Origin of the sequence: Pseudomonas ficuserectae (assembly GCF_024584585.1) — a bacterium.
Taxonomy (GTDB): domain Bacteria; phylum Pseudomonadota; class Gammaproteobacteria; order Pseudomonadales; family Pseudomonadaceae; genus Aquipseudomonas; species Aquipseudomonas amygdali.
Genome location: NZ_CP085684.1, coordinates 4,133,125 through 4,149,913, shown reverse-complemented (window position 1 = coordinate 4,149,913; position 16,789 = coordinate 4,133,125). Strand labels below are relative to the sequence as shown.

The following is a 16,789-nucleotide window of genomic DNA, read 5'->3' as shown; positions in this document are numbered from 1 at the left end:
GTTGCAAAACCTTTGATCGCCTGCCGCTCCCATCCTTAGCCGGCCCGTTAAACGAGGCTTTATTTTCATTTCAGATAAAGATAATTATCGCCATGTCTCGTCATTTCTCCGCACTTCTTTCCCGAGCCCCTGGCCTGTTCGCTGTTTCGCGTCGCTTGCTCGGCGCAGGCCTGTTTGGCGCTGCATTGACCGTTGTCGTTCCTGGCAACGCGCAGGCCGCAGGCAGCGATCGCTGGGTCAGCGACAGCCTCACCACCTACGTACGCAGCGGACCAACCGATGATCATCGGATTGTGGGGACGCTGAAATCCGGGCAGAAGGTCGAGCTGCTCAGCTCTTCGGGCAAGTTCAGCCAGGTGCGCGGCGAAGGCGGTTCCACGGTATGGATCCCCAGCACTGACCTGCAGGAGGTGCCTGGTCAGGCCGAGCGTGTGCCGCAACTGACCCAGCAGGTCAGCGAACTGACCGATCAACTGGCAGGCATCGACAATACCTGGAAGACCCGTGTGCAAGGCATGCAAGAGACTCTTGATGCGCGCAAGAAACTGGTCGACGAACTGGAAGCCCGCACCAAGACCCTTAACGATCAACTGGCTGATTCTCAGGCCGAATTGCGTGCCACTCAGGCGCGGCTCGGCGACGAGAACAAGCAGGTGATGATGCGCTACATGGTCTATGGCGGCAGCATTGCCGGTGCAGGCCTGCTGGTGGGCCTGATCCTTCCGGCGTTGACCAAGGGTCGCAAGAAGAACGATGGCTGGGTGTAAACCTGCCCGAAACACCTGTTCATGCTGGCGCCGCGCGCAGGCATGAACGAAAGGTGATGAGCCTCCGCTAAAACTCCCTTCCTGCTCCTGCAATTACGATCCAGCTCGCAAAATGTCTGCATGCCTGCCGCCCGGACAATGCGCGAAGTTGATGTTCGTTCTACAGTTTCTGCCCGTATGGTCGAAAAACTGAGTGTTGCCCTGAACCGCGTGGCTTGTTGCGGGGAGGGCGGCAACGGCGAACTGTGTTATGGCATGTTGCCATCAGTTATTATGTGCGTCCTGAAAAATGGGCTGCCGAGTCGGGTCTGAGTGGTTTTCAGGCCGTGGGTCTCATATTTTCACCCTCTCCTGTGCAGGAATCCGGATGCTGGCGTACAACCAAAAAAGCTTTCTTATCGTTGATGACTTCTCTGACTTTCGCAGTTCAGTGCGGTCGATGCTGCGTGAACTGGGCGTCAAGGAAGTGGATACCGCCGACACCGGCGAGCAGGCGCTGCGCATGTGCTCGCAAAAGCGTTATGACTTCGTATTGCATGACTTCAATCTGGGTGATGGCCGCAAGAATGGCCAGCAGGTGCTGGAAGACTTGATGGTCGAGCGGCTGCTGAGCTACGAAAGCGTGTTCATTATGGTCACCGCCGAAAACAGTCAGGCGATGGTCATGAGTGCGCTTGAGTGGGAGCCGGACGGTTACCTGACCAAGCCGTTCAACCGTGCCGGGCTGGCCCAGCGCCTGGAAAAGCTGGTGCAGCGCAAGACCTTGCTCAAGCCGATTCTGCAGGCCCTCGACCGGCGCAAACCGGCCGAGGTACTGGCCGCGTGCGACAAGCTGATCGAGCAGGACCCGCGTTATGCGCCGTTGTGCTTGCGCTACAAGGCGGATGCCTTGCGTGATTTGAAGCAGAACGAGCCACTGGAAGCTTTTCTCAAGACCATTCTGGCTGATCGTGCCACGCCGTGGGCCTACGGCGCGTTGGGCAGTCTGCTGCTGAAACGCGGCAAGACTGCCGAAGCGCAGGCCGTCTATGAACAGGCAATCAAGGCGTTTCCGGCCATGCCGGCGCTGTTCGACGGCCTGGCTGATGTGCTGGTGGCGCTTGGCGATGCCAAGCGGGCGCAGACGGTTCTGGAAAGCGCTGTGCGCCTGTCGCCTCTGGCAGTCCGTCGACAGAAGCTGCTGGGCAAGCTGGCGCTGGGCAACGAGGATTTTGAAAGTGCCTCCAAAGCCTATCGCCAGGCGGTTTCCCAAGGCCAGCATTCGCGCTTCAAGGACCCGGAAACCAACCTGGGTCTGGCACATGCTCTGATCAGCAAGGGCGGCGAGCAGGGGTTGGATGCGCGCACGCGTGTCGAGATCAACAACGCCCTTGTCGACGTTGCCAAGGAACACACCGACGACGAAGGTCTGCAAGTGCGCACCCGCCTGATGAAGGCTGCCAGCCTGCAGCACTCGGACCCGGAAACCGCAGCCAAGCTCACCGAACAGGCGATGGCCAGGCTCGATGGCATGGAGCAGGTGCTCAGCGCCGATGCCGCCCTGATGGTGGCTGCGCAGCTCAAGAAGCTGGGGCAGGAAGAAGCGGGCGCCAGTGTTCTGAAGAGCTGTGCTGAAGCCTATGGCGATGATCCGGCGGTGATGAAAAGCGTCGCCAGCATGACCGACGATCCCGCGATTCTGGGCGCCAGCAAGGCTGCAATCGATTTCAACCTGCAAGGCGTGCGCAGTTACAAGGCCGGCAACCTCACCGAGGCGCAGGCGTTTTTCCGCAGCGCGCTGGGCTTGCAGCCGAAGAACATCAGTATTGTGCTGAACATGGTGCAGTCGCTGCTTCATCCGGGGCAGAACCTCGGGCAGGCCGGCATTGACGAATGCCGTGCCAGCCTGAAGGTGCTGGGCAAGATTCCGGAAAGCGATCCGCGTTATGAGCGTTACCAGAAACTCAGGGAGAGGGCGTTTGGCGCATGAGTGAAGAGACAGAGCAGGGCCTCGACTTTTCCATGGTGATCGCCTCCACCGTGCACGACATGAAAAACTCGCTGGCGACCCTGACACAGGCGCACAGCGAGTGGCTGGCGAAGCTTTCCGGTCAGCAGCGTGACATGCCGGAACAGGGCGTCATCGACTATGAGTTCGCCAACCTCAACGGCATGCTCGTGCAACTGCTGAGCCTATATAAACTCGGTGTCAACCAACTGCCGTTGCGTCCGGATTACCACGAACTGGACGATTTCATCGAAGCGCAGCTGGCGCACCATCAGGACGTGCTGGCCAGCCGCGGTATCGCCGCGCGCTATGAAATCGATGACATGAGCCCCTTGGGTTTTTTTGACCGTGAACTGGTGGGCTCGGTGGTCGGCAATATCATCGTCAATGCCATCGGCTTTGCCCGCGAGCAGATCGTGATCAGCATCGGTGAAGAAGGCGGTCAGTTGAAGATCACCCTCAATGACGACGGTCCCGGTTACCCGGCGTATCTGATCGAGCGTCAAACCGAATACGTGCAGGGCATCAATCAGGGCAGTGGCAGTACCGGCCTGGGCTTGTACTTTGCTGCGCACATTGCCCGGCTGCATGTGCGCAACGGCATGCGCGGGCGAATCGAAATCGCCAACGGCGGCGTGCTGGGCGGGGCAATGTTCAGCATTTATCTGCCCTGAAACCCGAACTGCAATTGCTGCGAAATATGAGACAGCCGCGCACCAGCATTATATTGACGCGGTGCCGCGCACTTGCGTTATCCCGTTGTCGATAAGCCTGTCATGTTTTTGACTTTCGTGTCCTCAATGCCTGCCTTTTGCCCCTGTCCAGCCCGGTAACAGGGGCTTCCCCGTGTGCTCAATGGCTTGGTTCGATTATTGCTAACGTCCTGTCAGGCGCAGGCTTTGGTCGGCGCGCGTTTTAATCCAATAGCAGGCTGTCCGGGAGCATCGAGATGGAAGACAAAGTACTTAAGCTGATCGAAGAAGCGATGGAAGCAGGCGAAGGCACCTTGAGCAAAGGACAAAGTTTGGATTGGGACTCCATTGCGGTCCTGACCTTCATGTCGCTTGCGAATGAACGGCTGGATAAGAACCTGTCGGCCGACCGTCTCAACGCTTGCAAGAGTGTGGATGACGTCATCGGTCTCGTTACAGAGTCATAAGCGATCAGGGGTTTTCCAGGCGGTGCCGGTCAGCCCTGAAGAGGAACGTTGGGTGGTGAGTAATCCGTTTTCATTAAGCGGCAAATTGATCATGGTCACAGGTGCCTCTTCCGGCATCGGCAGCCAGGTTGCGATATGGCTGAGCCAGCAGGGCGCCCGGGTGGTACTGGTTGCCAGGAACACCGAACGGCTTGAAGCAACAAGGCGCCAGCTTCACGGTGAGAGTCACGGGGTCGAGCCTTTTGACTTGCTTGACGGGCATGCAGTCCCGGCCTGGATGAAAACCCTGGCCAGCACCTACGGGCCTTTCGACGGGCTGGTGCATGCTGCCGGTGTACAGATGCCGCTACCGATTCGAGCCCTGGCAATCGAGCAATGGGAAACGGTATTTGCCACCAACGTGACCTCTGGCTTTTCGCTGATAAAGTCATTCAGGCAGAAAGGCGTCTTCGTTCAAGGGGCCAGTATTGTTCTGCTTTCATCGGTAATGGCTCAGGCCGCCCAGCCTTCCCTGATGGCCTACTGCGCCAGTAAAGGCGCAGTGGAATCGATGGTCCGCGCTGCGGCACTTGAACTGGCCAGAGACGGAATAAGGGTCAATGCCATTGCGCCGGGCATAGTGCGAACCGAAATGACCCGCAAGCTTGAAGAACTGGTCGGTATCGATTCCATGGCCGTGGTTGAGCAGAAGCACCCGCTGGGGTTTGGTGAGCCGCTGGACATAGCCTATGCGGTCAATTACCTGTTGTCTCCGGCGGCTCGCTGGGTGACCGGAACAGCGATGGTTGTGGATGGAGGATACCTGGCGCAATGAATGCCAATAGATTGCTCATCGTAGGTGCCGGTGCTTTCGGCCGTGAAGTGCATGCGTGGCTGACGGATTGGGTGGAGAACAATCCGGGATGGCTCATCGCCGGATTCATCAATGACGGCCCCGGCTCAACCGAGCGCTTCGACCATTATCCGCCTGTCGTTTCGACGGTGGACGGCTACCAGCCAAAGCCCGAAGAGTATCTGGTCTGCGCGATTGGTGACCCGAGCGGCAAGCGCCTGGTCGTGGAAAAACTCCTTGCCAGGGGCGCGCAATTTTTCACCCTCATTCACCCCTCGGTCATCATTGGCGAAAATGTTTCCATTGGCCAGGGTGCGGTGATCTGTCCTTCAACGGTGCTCACGGTCGATCTTCGCATCGGCGCATTTGTAACCCTCAATATTGGCTGTCTGGTGGGGCATGACGCAGACATCGGCGACTTCTCCACCTTGAGCGGGCATTGCGATATCACTGGCGGTGTCGTGCTGGAGGAGGGTGTTTTCATGGGGACGCATGCCAGCGTCCTGCCAAAGGTAAGGATTGGCAAACAGGCTGTGGTCGGAGCGGGTAGCGTTGCAATACGCAATGTCGCCGCTGGCACTACAGTATTCGGTGTACCTGCCACACGCATATCGGGGTAACGCTCATGGGCGCTCATGCCAGGATCGTGAACATAGAATATGAACTGCCTGCTCATTCGCTGGACAATGAAACACTGGCGCGCGAATTTCCCGAATGGGATGTCGAGAAAATCTTCTCGAAGACCGGTATTGGCGAGCGGCGCATCATCGACAAGGATGAAACTGCGTCCGACCTTGCGTACCGCGCCTGCGAGAAGTTGTTTCTCAACGGAGATATTCAGCGCAGCGAAGTAGACGCATTGATTTACTGCACGCAAAGCCCGGATTATGTATTGCCCGCCACCGCCTGCATTCTGCAGCACCGCTTGCAACTTCCCACCCACTGCGCCGCCTTCGATTTCAATCAGGGCTGTTCAGGCTACATTTACGGGCTTGGCATCGCCAAAGGGTTGATCGAGTCAGGGCAATGCCGGAACGTATTGCTGGTGACGGCGGAAACCTACAGTCGCTACATTCATCCGCAGGACAAAAGTGTTCGTACCCTGTTCGGTGACGCCGCGGCTGTGACCCTGCTCAGCGCGACTGAGGGCGGGCCTTTCCTGGAACGTTTTCGTTATGGCAGTGACGGCTCCGGGGCGGAAAACCTGATGGTCCCGATTGGCGGTGCGCGAAGGCCCTCGGCGGAAAACCTTCAGCCTGCCGAGTATCAGGATGACGGTGGCAGTGTGCGTACCGATGCACACCTGTACATGAATGGCCCGGCGATTTTCGAGTTTTCCATGACCCGCGTACCGCAGTTGTTCGCATCGTTGTTCGATGACGAACTGGGTGTGGCCGATGTCGATCTGTTCGTGTTTCATCAGGCCAACCACTTCATGCTGGATGCCCTGCGTCGGCGTTTGAAGTTGCCGGTCGAGAAGTTCGTTTCTGCCTTCCAGCACTGTGGCAATACGGTGTCGTGCACCATTCCCATTGCGCTGAAGGAATCCTTGAACCGCGGTACGCTGAAACCGGGCGACCGGGTTGCTGCGGTCGGGTTCGGGGTGGGCTATTCGTGGGGGGCGTGCGTCATACGCTGGTAAACATCATCGCTCTGCGTCACCGCCCGGACGCAGAGCTTGTTGTTGGTTTTAATCCTTTCTGATCAGCCCTTCAGCCAGGCATCGCGCCAGGCTTGCAAGTGATCGGCCTCAAGCATCCAGTTATCAATGACAGCCTGTCTCAAGGCGTCGCCCTTGCGTGCGCACTCATCCAACTGATCAATGTGTTGCTCGATGGCACTGACCCAGGCATTCGTCTCGTTTTCCACCCGAGTGACGGGCAGGTCTTCAGGCACGCTGAGCACATCACTGCAAATGACTGGAAAACCGCAGGCACCGAACTCCAGCAGGGCCACCGGGCTTTTGCTCGTATTGATCAGGTTGGATTCTGCAGGCGCCAACACCAGATCCAGGTTCAGACTGGCCAGCGTCCCGGGGAACAAAGTGCCCTCCACGGGCGAACGCAGTTCATGAATATAAGGGCGTAGCCAGCGCGTGCAGGGTCCCATGATGACCCACTCCACACGGTCTGCCAGCGCCTTGATGACTTCTGACAGAATCAGCAGGTCGCCCGTTTCTGCCGCCGTGCCTACCCAACCTACACGAGGTCTGGGGCGAGTCTGGCGCTGGCTTTGCAGATTGCGCCATGGCTCAGGCGCAAGTCGGGTTTCAATCACCTGAACGTTGGGGTGTGAGCCCTCCAGCAGCTCCGCCAGCGCTGTTGTGGGGACTGTGATCAGATCTGCCCGCGCCAGCCCGTGGCGCAGGGAGGCCTGCACTGTTGCGAGTGGCACAGCGCTCTTGTCTATTTCAGCGTACGCCGGGTAGTGCGGCAGGTCGTAGGCCACCCAGGCATTGGTGTGGTCCTTGATCGCGTTGATGCTGGCAATCAGGCTTTCGTTTACTGGCCCCTGGATAACCACCGTATCCGGGCTGAGTCTGGCAATTTCCACGAATGGAAGCGGCGCATGGCTGATGATGCCGTCTGTCTCGCGCTCTGCGCTCAGGCTTTGCAGCGCGGTGCTGATGCGATTGCCGGCAGCCGCATGATTGCAGGGCAGAGCAAGGACCACCGGCAGTGGACGGTGGGTCAATGGCCGCCAGCTCAACTGCGGGTTGCTCTGGGCGACGAAACTTTCAGTCAGCGTCAGATTCTTGTTGTATGCAGGGTCCCAGGCCATGTAATGCAGCCAGCGGTGGTAGAGCGCGCGCGTCGCGAAGTCCAGTGCTTCAGCGTCGCTCTGTGCGTCGTCCGGGCGCAGCGCGACGATGGCGTGCGGTGTCCAGACGACCAGATGCCCAGTGCTGCGCGCCTTCAGGCACAGGTCCACATCATTGAAGTGCAGGGGGAACAAGTGTTCGTCCAGGCCTTGCACCTCTTCATGCACGGACTTGCGAATCATCAGGCAGGAGCCGCTGACAGCGCTGTAGTTCTGATCTGTTTCCAGACGTTGCGCATCGCTCGCAGATCCTGCGATGTCGCTGGCAGTGACGGTGGCCGCGGTGCCATTGAGGCCCATGATGATGCCGGCCTGCACGACATTACCATCCGTCGAAATGAGTTTCGCGCCGACAACACCCACTTCAGGGCGCAGTGCGTGGTTGAGCAGGTGGTTGAGCCAGTCCTGCTGGATGATCAGGGCGTGGCTGTCGAGCATCACAAGATAGTCGCCCAGCGCGTGTTCGGCTGCGGAGTTGAGCAGCGCCGACGGGCTCAGTGCCTGTTCGTGGCGAACGATGCGAATCCGTTCCGACTGCATCGAATCGATGGTCGCCAGCCATTGCGTGGTCTGTGCCGACTGGCTGTTGTTGTCGCAGATCAGAATTTCATAGTGCGGATATGTCGTGTGTTCCAGAATGCTCTCTACGCAGGGCAGCAGCGTTTCGAGCTGATCCTGCGAGGTGACGAGAATGGAGACCAGAGGCTGATCGGCATGGCCGTAATCGATCCGGTAAAGTCCCGATTCCAGCGCATGCACCTTACTGCCTGGGTAGCCACGCACGTGCAGATGCCGTTGCACGGTGCGCGCCTGATCGTAGTTCTCCTGCGCCTGCCATAAGGGCGAGATGATCATCGGCTCGCAAGAGTGCGCAAATTCGGTATAGCCCGAACCCTCAATCATGCGCAGGATCAGGTCGAGTTCAATGGCCTGCGCGTGGACTGGGTCGAAGCCGCCCACTTCCAGAGCTTTTTCACGATTGAACAGCCAATTGCGGCTGGTTGCCGCCGGGCAGGTCAGCAGGTAATCCAGGCTGAAGTCCGGGCGAAAGGCCAGATGAGCACCTGCCTGCGCATGCAGGGTCACTTCGTCGCCGAACACTGCACAGGCTTCGGGTGTTTCGATCATTTTCATGACAGCGCACAGCAGGCCGCTCGAGGTGAACGTCGTGCCGGCGTCAACCAGGATCCACCACGCTTGGTCGTTTTCCTGCATCAACGCGTTGATGACCGTCGCGCGGTTTTCCATGCTGGCATCCCGCCAGGGCAGTTGCGCTTGCAGCGGCGTCTGCTGTTCCCGGTCGTAGTCGGCAAGGACAAACACCTTGAGCTTGTCGAGCAGCGGCGCATCGGACGCCAGGCTTTGCAGCGTGCTCAGCACGCTCTCGGGCTGCTGATTGAAGTCCGACACGACAATCGCAACCGCAGGGCCGCCGTTGTGTTGTTGCAGGTACTCTTCAAGCAACACATGCTGGGCTGGCGTAGGTCGACGCTGAGCCAGCCAGCCGGCGACACGGGTATTCCGAACAGTGGCTTCGGGCCTTCTGTCGAAATAGGCCAGCAGGTCCATTTCCTGAATATTGTCGCGTTGTGACAGCGGAGCAACCTTGACCTTGCCATTGAACTCGTCAGGCCTTACCCAGCCCAGCTCTGTGGGAATGCGCCTGAAGTTGGCGTGACCTTCGCGAGGCAGGGTCGGGTCTTTTCTGAATGCCTCGCTGCTCTGCTGATCCGACACCCGGAAATAGGAAAGGGGACGGGCGAGCATCGCCAGGTTGCCATGACGCAAGAGCTTTACGTACATGGCCAAATCACCCAGCCCCCAGATCAGCACCTGTTGCAGAGACATGATGTCCTGCCCGAATACCAGCAGGTCTTCGCGACGAGACATGACTGCACTGGGCTCGCCGACGAAGTTGATCGGGTGACTGGCCAGAAAGGACACCAGCTCGGGACCGTTCAGAACGACGTTTTTGCCGAATGGGTAGGCCGTGTAGAGGTTGTCTGCCAGCAGAGCGCCGTTGGCGTCGATCCTCTTTCTGGTCGCTGACACGACTTTGATGTCCGGGCTGTCGTGCATGACATCGAACATCAGGCGCACGCAGTCCGGGAGAAGGATGTCATCGTCGTAGAGAAACTTGATGTACTCACCCTGCGCACGCGCTATGGCGTGTGCGATGTTGTGAGGTTCGCCCAGCGGCGTTGCATTTTTGAAATAGTGAATGGGCCAGCGGCTGTTCGGGCTGAGCTTTTCGACAATAGCCTTGATGCCATCGTCACGGCAGTCGTCGGTGATGATGATCTCGATGTCGTCGTGGTTCTGGCGCAGCGCGCTGGCAAGCGCTGCTTCGAAGAAAGCCGGTTTGTAAGCGGGGATGACAATACTGACCAGGCGTGAAGAACTCATCGCAATACCACTTTTGAAAAAGTTTTAAAAAACAACCGGGCAAAGCAGTCGGCGTCCATGATCTGCAGTTGTCGTCAGCTTTTTTGGCCTATATACAAAACCGACTGCTCCGTAATGCCGTGCTGCTTGAAGACGCCTTCACCAAATGCCTGCGAGCCGAGGGCCTTCACGTCGAAACCGGCCTGCGTCAAACGGGACTGGAAGTCTTGTCTGGCGTACATCCGCACATGATCGTCCTGGCCGAAGCGCGCCCAGCGCTCATCGACGCTGGCCTCGTCCGGGTCTTCTTCGGTTTCGGTGGCGGTCAGCAGAATCGGCACCATCAGGATGGCAGAGCCGCCTTTGGCCAGTACCCGAAACAGCTCGGACATGGCCTTGCGGTCATCAGGTACGTGCTCAAGTACGTGTGAGCACACGATGAAATCGAAGGACTCGCCGGCATACATGTGCATGTCCATGATGTCGACCACGTCATCAGCCAGCGGCGAGAACAGGTCGGCCGAGCGATATCGGGCGTTGGGCAGGCTGCGCAGAAACTTCGAGAGCACCACTGCCGGTGCGATATCGAGAATGCGCAGTGGTTTGCCCGGCGGGTTGTCGAGCATGTTCATGGCAAACAGCGCGTAAAGCCGGTCACGGTCCGACGCCATGCATTCGGGGCAGCTGTATTGCCCGACGTTAAGGGTCTCGAAGTCTTCGATGCAGTAGTGGACGTTCAGGCGGTGGAGGATTTCCAGATGGCTTCTACCCAGCGGATAGAAGTTCGGAAAACGACAGGAGCAGACCGGGCACGTTCGCATTAGCAGTTCTCTTTACTGGCTGTGACGATCACATCAATGATGCTGTCGAAGGCTTCATCCGTCAGGCTGTCGTAGATCGGCAGGCACAGGATCTGACTGGACAGACCGGTCGCGACACGCAGGCGATCAGGTTTTGCCGAGTCAAGGCCCCGGTACATCGGGAATGTGGAAATGAGCGGGTAAAAGTAACGGCGCGCCAGGATGTTGTGGTCGCGGAACCGCTGATAAAGGTCATCGCGAGAAATCGCGAAGTCTTCGGTGACCAGCACAGGGAAGTACGAGTAATTGTGTTTTTCGGTACTTTTCCAGAGAATTTTCAGCCCCGGTACCGTTGCCAGCGCATCGCGATAGCGTTCATCGATACGTTGCCGTTTCAAGAGCGCTTCATCGATGTACTTCAACTGAAGCAGACCGAACGCAGCGTTGATTTCACTCATCTTGCCGTTGATTCCCGGCGCGACCACGGTCACTTCGTCAGCAAAGCCGAAGTTCTTCAGGTAATCGATACGTTGCTTGGTCTTGGCATCCGGACTGATGATGGCCCCGCCTTCGAAGGTATTGAACACCTTGGTGGCGTGAAAGCTCAGCACCGACAGATCCCCGTGATTCAACAGGCTTTGCCCGCGATGCTGGACACCGAACGCATGGGCGGCATCGTAGATGACCTTCAGGCCATAGCGATCGGCGATCTGCTGAATGCGGTCGACGTCACACGGGATGCCGTAGCAGTGTACGGGCATGATCGCCGTGGTAGCCGGAGTGATGGCTTCTTCGATGCGCTCCGGGTCCAGGTTGTAAGTACCCGGGTCGATGTCGACAAACACCGGCGTCAGGCTATTCCAGAGCAGTGAATGGGCGGTTGCCACGAACGAGTAGGGCGTGGTGATGACTTCGCCCTTGATGCGCAGCGCCTGAATGGCGGTCATCAGCGCCAGCGTGCCATTGGAAAACAGCGAGAGATGCTGCACGCCCAGGTACTCGGCCAGCTCCTTTTCAAGCTGCTGGTGAAACGGACCGCCATTGGTGAGCTGGCGGCTTTCCCATATGTGTTCGAGGTAGGGAATGAACTCCTCCAGAGGCGGTAACAGAGGACGAGTTACTGGAATCGGTGCGCTCATGGAGAGTTCTCTGCTCGTGTTTTATCCGATTGCTGTTCGAAAGGGCATCTGCTTCAAGGGCTTCCGGCAAAGGCGTTGCCATTGACATAAAAATGACAGTCGAACTGTTGTGACCGGGGTACACAGCAAGAACCCGGCCAAGACCGCTTTTGCCGGATCAGGTAGAGGTCGGGTAGTGATCCTTCTCACGAAGGTGTTTCAGTGCTTGATATCCCGAACGCCCGCTGCGTATTTTGTACGGGTTGCCGCCAAGCGGCCTGGCCCATGACAAAGGATTGAACCATGACACGCAATGACCCCCATCCGCTGGCACAGCTGCTGATGGGCATTGATGAAGTGGAGTGTGTGACCCCGGACCTGAACGGCGTGCCTCGCGGCAAGGTGATGACCGCTGCCGGTTTTCTGGAGGGCAGGCGATTGCAGCTTGCGCGGGGGGTGTTGCTGCAATGCATCATGGGCGGGTACCCGCCGTCACGGTTTTACGGTAGCGATGATGGCGACCTCGCGCTGCTCAGCGATCCGCAGCAGGTCCATCGTCTGCCCTGGAGCGAGCAACCGCGCGCCTTGGCCATCTGCGATGCCGAAGAGTTGAGCGGCGAGCGTTGCAAGCTCTCGACGCGTAGCCAGCTAAAGGCCGTCATCGCCCGCTACGCCGCACGGGGGTTGGCACCGGTGGTGGCCACCGAACTGGAGTTCTTTGTCTTTGCGCCCAACCCCGAGCCGCTGTATCCGTTCGTGCCGCCGACAGGGCTGGACGGACGACGCGAGCAGGGGCATTCAGCGTTCAGTGTCAGCTCGAACAATGGCTTGCGGCCTTTTTTCGCCGAGGTATACGCCTGCATGGCGGCGTTGGGTCTGCCGCGTGACACGGTGATGCACGAGATGGGCGTCAGCCAGTTCGAGATCAACCTGCTGCATGGCGACCCGCTGCTGCTCGCCGACCAGACCTTTCTGTTCAAGCACCTGCTCAAGGAGGTCGCGCTCAAGCACGGGCTTATTGTGGTCTGCATGGCCAAGCCGCTCGCGCACACGGCGGGCAGTTCGATGCATCTTCATCAGAGCGTTGTAGCAACAGACTCCGGGGTAAACGTCTTCAGTGGTGCAGATGGCCAACCGACTGACACGTTTCGTCACTTTATTGCGGGTCAGCAGGCCTGCATGGCTGATTTCACAGCGCTGTTCGCGCCCAATGTGAATTCCTATCAGCGCCTGTGCCAACCCTATGCTTCGCCCAATAACGCCTGCTGGTCCTACGACAATCGCGCAGCCGGCCTGCGCATCCCGTCGAGTGCAGCGGCGGCTCGAAGGGTGGAGAACCGTTTGCCAGGCGCCGACGCCAATCCTTATCTGGCCATCGCCGCAAGCCTGGCGGCCGGGCTGCATGGCATCGAGCAAAAGCTGGAACCCACCCCGCCCATGCAAGGCGCGATTGAGGTGCCGGAAGAATTGTCATTGCCGTGTACCCTGCACGCCGCTCTGGAGCGTCTGAAAAGCAGTCAGTTGGCCAAGGAACTGTTTGGTCATGAATTCATCGAAGGCTACATCGCGTCGAAGACCCTGGAACTGACCAGTTTTTTTGACGAGATAACCCCCTGGGAACGGCGCGTTCTGGCTGCTCAGGTTTAAGAATCGCAGTGTTGGGCTCGCCCGGTGGGGCGACTCCCTATTTTTGGAAAGTTGATGCGCCAAATCTGGAAGTCCTTTCGAGCGCTTTATTTTGCCTCGTTGATGATGTTGATCGGTTCAGGTCTGCTGAGCACCTATCTGGCCCTGCGCCTGGCGGCTGATCAGGTCGACAGTCTGTGGGTCGGTGCGCTGATGGCCGCCAACTATTTCGGTCTGGTCCTGGGGGGCAAGATCGGTCACCGTCTGATCGGCCGTGTCGGTCATATTCGGGCCTATGCCACCTGCGCCGGTATCGTTGGTGCTGCGGTGCTCGGGCATGGCCTGATCAGTTGGTTGCCCGCCTGGCTGGTGCTGCGGGTGATTGTCGGCCTTGGCATGATGTGCCAATACATGGTCATCGAGAGCTGGCTGAACGAGCAGGCCGCCGCCAAACAGCGCGGCATGGTGTTCAGCGGTTACATGATTGCGTCCTATCTGGGCCTGGTGCTGGGGCAACTGGTACTGGTGGTCCACCCGCAACTGGGCCCTGAGCTGCTGATGCTGGTGGCATTGTGCTTCGCGCTGTGTCTTGTGCCGGTCGCCATGACCCGGGCAATTCACCCCGCACCGTTGCACCCGGCACCGCTGGAGCCGCTCTTCTTCATGAAGCGTGTGCCGCAGTCGCTGACGGCGGTGTTGGGTGCCGGGCTAATCATCGGTTCGTTCTACGGTCTGGCACCGGTTTACGCCGCCGAACAGGGGCTGTCCACCGAGCAGGTCGGTCTGTTCATGGGCTGCTGCATACTGGCCGGGTTCCTGGTGCAGTGGCCATTGGGTCTGCTTTCCGACCGCTATGACCGATCCGTACTGATGCGCATCTTTGCCGCTGCACTGGTGGTGGCGTCATTGCCGCTGGCGGTGTTTCCGAGTGTGCCTGTCGAAGTCCTGTTCGGCGTCGGCTTTCTCGCCTCGCTGATGCAGTTCTGCCTCTATCCACTGGCGGTGGCATTTGCCAATGACCACGTCGAGGCCGAGCGCCGGGTGTCGCTGACGGCGATGTTGCTGATGACCTATGGCATCGGCGCGAGTATCGGCCCGTTGGCTGCCGGCGTGGTCATGAAGCTGTTTGGCGGCCACATGCTGTATGCGTTCGTCTGTGGTGCAGGGGTGATTCTGGTGCTGCTGATCAGACCCAAGGCCGTTACCCATTTGCATCAGGTCGAAAACGCACCGCTGCATCACGTCGCCATGCCGGACAGCATGTCCAGTTCGCCGCTGGTGGTTGCACTGGACCCGCGCGTCGATGAGCAGGTGGTTCAGGAGCAGATGCAGACCACCGTCGAGCCGGAGTCCGAACCTGAGTCTGAAGTGGTGGCCGACGCCGACGCAAAAACCGAGGCACAGGCCGAGCCGGTCGCGGGCACGGAAACAGCCGAAGCTGAAGAGCACGAACGCGAGCGTGAAAGCGAGACCTGGAAGGCTTGAGTGTAGCGGGGGGCAGAGCAGGGGATTACGGTGTGATTGCGGCAGGTTGCCGCAATCACCAGCAAGCAGAAGCGGGGATCAGAAGTCGTCGTCTTTGTCGAAGCGGCGAGCTTCACGCTGCAACTGGTAGACGAAACGCTCAACCTGACGCTGCACAAGCCCACTCATGTTGTGGAAGCGCACGCCGGCAAAGGTGGTGTGAAATCTTTCTTCGAAGTGCAGATAACGCAGCTCTACGGGGGCTGTCATTGCTCCGAATGGCAACTTCGCAATAAAGCGTTCGTATACCTGGCCCAACTGCATGCGCTCGGACACATCGCCTTCAAAGCGCAGTTTGCAACCGGTTGCAGAGATGTCCAGCAGTTTGCCAGTCAGAGGGGATTTCAAACGGTCGCCGCCGATCTCGATGTCGACCAGCTGTGCCAGCTTCAGCGCTGCACGAAATGCGTTGCGCCGCTGGTGGTAAATCACTTCTTCAGGCATCGGTCCGCGGTACAGGCGCTGCCCGTCGGTATCGACAATCTCCATCTGAGACGAGCTTTCCCAGGCGATACGCACGCCGTCGTGAAAACCTTCGACGCGGAAAGATTCGCCATTACTTAAAAAGCGTTCGCCATCACGGGGGATCATTTCGTCGAGCGCCATGACGTTGCTGTCACGGTCGACTTCAAGCAGGTAGCTCTGAAAGCGTTGAGCACGCTCATGGAAGGTAATGATCAGAGGATCATGACTCTCGAGTAGCAACCGCAGGTTAGCGGCAATTTCCAAAGGTGTGTTGAGGACCTTCGGGGGCTGCGGAGCATCGTCCGCGCTTGAGCCATTCACGTTCTTGAATCTCCAGGCAAAATACTACGGCAACGCAACAACAGGCATTCTGCCACTACGCACGAAACCTTGATACAGGAAGTTACGCCTGACTCAGAGGGCGTGGTTTTGCTCTAAGCGCAGTTGACCCGCGACTGTCATAGAGCGTGGGCGTCTCACCGCCGTTCAGTATGCGAAGCTGATGAGCGGTGCTGATCTGTTGCAGCTGGATCAGACTACCATTCTGCTCGTTCAGCGTCTGGCATTCATTGATCAACGCATTCAGTTCGTCACCGGCCATCAGCAATTGCTCGCCGACATCCGACTGGCTGGCCAGTTGCTGGAGACCACTGCGATTGGCTGGCAGCCCCATGCCCGCAAGCACCTGGCTACGTTTGCGCCCATGTTGATCGAGAAGAATGACCAGCGCCTGTTTCTGCGCCAGCACCTGCTCCATCTCACCCATGTCGCGGCCGTGAAGAATCAGGGATTCGGCCTGCAGCAGCTCTAGAAGCTGTCGGGCCGAAACCATGTCGTCAGTGATCATCTGCAACAAAGTAGTGTCTTGCATCGCATGCTCTGGTTTTTAAGCGTCCAGAATATCCAGCGCCAGCCTTGGCTTAGCGTTGGGTTTCGAAATTCAACAGCTTGCTGGCGACACGGTTGCTGTCCACTGTGTAACTACCGTCGGCGATGGCCTGCTTGAGCTCGGCAACGCGAGCACTATTGACGGTTGGCAGATCGGTCAGCTTGTCCGTGATTTTCTGCAACTGTTGAGCCTCACTGCTCAAAGAAAAAGTTTCCCCGGTGCTTTTGATACCTGCGGTGGCTGCAGGAGCTGTCGCATCGGTTTTGACGGTGTCTTTACTGGCACTGGTACGTGTTGTACCGGCAACAGACTGTGAATTGTTAAGGCGACTGAAATCTATGACCATGATTGAAAAAACCTCTGGGTGTTTGGACGCTTGCCTTGTTTTCGGCCAACCCCTATCAAACTTTAGGCCGA

15 protein-coding genes are annotated in these 16,789 nt (G+C 58.4%); 9 read left to right on the top strand and 6 right to left on the bottom strand.

The features are described 5' to 3' along the window. The first annotated feature begins 92 nt into the window (after window positions 1–92). From LJU29_RS18235 to LJU29_RS18205, 7 genes are all read left to right on the top strand, one after another. Window positions 93–767, top strand: coding sequence for a TIGR04211 family SH3 domain-containing protein (locus LJU29_RS18235; RefSeq protein ID WP_002554338.1), 675 nt, complete (start codon window positions 93–95; stop codon window positions 765–767). A 367-nt stretch (window positions 768–1,134) separates the two neighbouring features. Next, window positions 1,135–2,736 carry a tetratricopeptide repeat-containing response regulator gene (locus LJU29_RS18230; protein WP_005759356.1) on the top strand — a complete coding sequence of 534 codons (1,602 nt, stop codon included), beginning with the start codon at window positions 1,135–1,137 and terminating at the stop codon, window positions 2,734–2,736. Beyond that, window positions 2,733–3,428 carry a sensor histidine kinase gene (locus LJU29_RS18225; protein WP_257111020.1) on the top strand — a complete coding sequence of 232 codons (696 nt, stop codon included), beginning with the start codon at window positions 2,733–2,735 and terminating at the stop codon, window positions 3,426–3,428. The genes LJU29_RS18230 and LJU29_RS18225 overlap by 4 nt, the downstream gene beginning before the upstream one ends. A 275-nt stretch (window positions 3,429–3,703) precedes the next feature. Beyond that, a complete protein-coding gene (locus tag LJU29_RS18220) occupies window positions 3,704–3,913 on the top strand; it encodes a hypothetical protein (RefSeq protein WP_005759354.1) in 210 nt (69 codons plus the stop codon). A 52-nt stretch (window positions 3,914–3,965) separates the two neighbouring features. Beyond that, window positions 3,966–4,727, top strand: a complete 762-nt coding sequence (locus LJU29_RS18215; RefSeq protein ID WP_054995771.1) for an SDR family NAD(P)-dependent oxidoreductase — start codon at window positions 3,966–3,968, stop codon at window positions 4,725–4,727. Beyond that, on the top strand, window positions 4,724–5,365 hold the full coding sequence (gene vioB, locus LJU29_RS18210) for a dTDP-4-amino-4,6-dideoxy-D-glucose acetyltransferase VioB (protein ID WP_002554333.1): 642 nt from the start codon (window positions 4,724–4,726) through the stop codon (window positions 5,363–5,365). The genes LJU29_RS18215 and vioB overlap by 4 nt, the downstream gene beginning before the upstream one ends. Window positions 5,366–5,370: 5 nt before the next feature. Further along, window positions 5,371–6,387 carry a ketoacyl-ACP synthase III gene (locus LJU29_RS18205; protein ID WP_004658699.1) on the top strand — a complete coding sequence of 339 codons (1,017 nt, stop codon included), beginning with the start codon at window positions 5,371–5,373 and terminating at the stop codon, window positions 6,385–6,387. A gap of 62 nt (window positions 6,388–6,449) precedes the next feature. On the opposite strand, the gene LJU29_RS18200 is transcribed toward LJU29_RS18205, so the two are convergent. The 3 genes from LJU29_RS18200 to vioA all read right to left on the bottom strand — a co-directional run bounded on the left by LJU29_RS18200 (window position 6,450) and on the right by vioA (window position 11,889). After that, the gene (locus tag LJU29_RS18200) at window positions 6,450–9,971 is read right to left on the bottom strand and encodes a glycosyltransferase (RefSeq protein ID WP_257111019.1); all 3,522 of its coding nucleotides are present in this window, start codon (window positions 9,969–9,971) and stop codon (window positions 6,450–6,452) included. A 74-nt stretch (window positions 9,972–10,045) separates the two neighbouring features. After that, a complete protein-coding gene (locus LJU29_RS18195) occupies window positions 10,046–10,771 on the bottom strand; it encodes a class I SAM-dependent methyltransferase (protein ID WP_005759347.1) in 726 nt (241 codons plus the stop codon). Next, window positions 10,771–11,889, bottom strand: coding sequence for a dTDP-4-amino-4,6-dideoxy-D-glucose aminotransferase VioA (gene vioA / locus LJU29_RS18190; protein WP_002554329.1), 1,119 nt, complete (start codon window positions 11,887–11,889; stop codon window positions 10,771–10,773). The genes LJU29_RS18195 and vioA overlap by 1 nt, the downstream gene beginning before the upstream one ends. A 384-nt stretch (window positions 11,890–12,273) precedes the next feature. On the opposite strand from vioA, the gene LJU29_RS18185 reads away from it, so the two are divergent. Then, window positions 12,274–13,515 (top strand): glutamine synthetase family protein, encoded by a 1,242-nt coding sequence (locus tag LJU29_RS18185; protein ID WP_257112781.1) that lies wholly within the window; start codon window positions 12,274–12,276, stop codon window positions 13,513–13,515. Window positions 13,516–13,569: 54 nt separating this feature from the next. Next, window positions 13,570–14,979 carry an MFS transporter gene (locus LJU29_RS18180; protein ID WP_057423409.1) on the top strand — a complete coding sequence of 470 codons (1,410 nt, stop codon included), beginning with the start codon at window positions 13,570–13,572 and terminating at the stop codon, window positions 14,977–14,979. 78 nt (window positions 14,980–15,057) lie between these two features. Here the strand turns inward: LJU29_RS18180 and LJU29_RS18175 are convergent, their stop codons facing one another. The 3 genes from LJU29_RS18175 to flgM form a co-directional block, all read right to left on the bottom strand. Next, window positions 15,058–15,804, bottom strand: a complete 747-nt coding sequence (locus tag LJU29_RS18175; protein ID WP_005759338.1) for a flagellar brake protein — start codon at window positions 15,802–15,804, stop codon at window positions 15,058–15,060. 82 nt (window positions 15,805–15,886) lie between these two features. After that, window positions 15,887–16,354 carry a flagella synthesis protein FlgN gene (locus tag LJU29_RS18170; RefSeq protein WP_002554325.1) on the bottom strand — a complete coding sequence of 156 codons (468 nt, stop codon included), beginning with the start codon at window positions 16,352–16,354 and terminating at the stop codon, window positions 15,887–15,889. A gap of 49 nt (window positions 16,355–16,403) precedes the next feature. Then, window positions 16,404–16,718: a flagellar biosynthesis anti-sigma factor FlgM gene (gene flgM, locus LJU29_RS18165; protein ID WP_004664423.1), complete on the bottom strand. Its 315-nt coding sequence runs from the start codon at window positions 16,716–16,718 to the stop codon at window positions 16,404–16,406. Between the last annotated feature and the right edge of the window lie 71 nt (window positions 16,719–16,789).

What these genes read in the sequence shown, in the direction of transcription:
- LJU29_RS18235 (WP_002554338.1), top strand. Translation starts at nt 93, where the DNA reads ATGTCTCGTCATTTCTCCGCACTTCTTTCCCGAGCCCCTGGCCTGTTC.
- LJU29_RS18230 (WP_005759356.1), top strand. Translation starts at nt 1,135, where the DNA reads ATGCTGGCGTACAACCAAAAAAGCTTTCTTATCGTTGATGACTTCTCT.
- LJU29_RS18225 (WP_257111020.1), top strand. Translation starts at nt 2,733, where the DNA reads ATGAGTGAAGAGACAGAGCAGGGCCTCGACTTTTCCATGGTGATCGCC.
- LJU29_RS18220 (WP_005759354.1), top strand. Translation starts at nt 3,704, where the DNA reads ATGGAAGACAAAGTACTTAAGCTGATCGAAGAAGCGATGGAAGCAGGC.
- vioB (WP_002554333.1), top strand. Translation starts at nt 4,724, where the DNA reads ATGAATGCCAATAGATTGCTCATCGTAGGTGCCGGTGCTTTCGGCCGT.
- LJU29_RS18205 (WP_004658699.1), top strand. Translation starts at nt 5,371, where the DNA reads ATGGGCGCTCATGCCAGGATCGTGAACATAGAATATGAACTGCCTGCT.
- LJU29_RS18200 (WP_257111019.1), bottom strand. Translation starts at nt 9,971, where the DNA reads ATGAGTTCTTCACGCCTGGTCAGTATTGTCATCCCCGCTTACAAACCG.
- LJU29_RS18195 (WP_005759347.1), bottom strand. Translation starts at nt 10,771, where the DNA reads ATGCGAACGTGCCCGGTCTGCTCCTGTCGTTTTCCGAACTTCTATCCG.
- vioA (WP_002554329.1), bottom strand. Translation starts at nt 11,889, where the DNA reads ATGAGCGCACCGATTCCAGTAACTCGTCCTCTGTTACCGCCTCTGGAG.
- LJU29_RS18185 (WP_257112781.1), top strand. Translation starts at nt 12,274, where the DNA reads ATGACCGCTGCCGGTTTTCTGGAGGGCAGGCGATTGCAGCTTGCGCGG.
- LJU29_RS18180 (WP_057423409.1), top strand. Translation starts at nt 13,570, where the DNA reads ATGCGCCAAATCTGGAAGTCCTTTCGAGCGCTTTATTTTGCCTCGTTG.
- LJU29_RS18170 (WP_002554325.1), bottom strand. Translation starts at nt 16,354, where the DNA reads ATGCAAGACACTACTTTGTTGCAGATGATCACTGACGACATGGTTTCG.
- flgM (WP_004664423.1), bottom strand. Translation starts at nt 16,718, where the DNA reads ATGGTCATAGATTTCAGTCGCCTTAACAATTCACAGTCTGTTGCCGGT.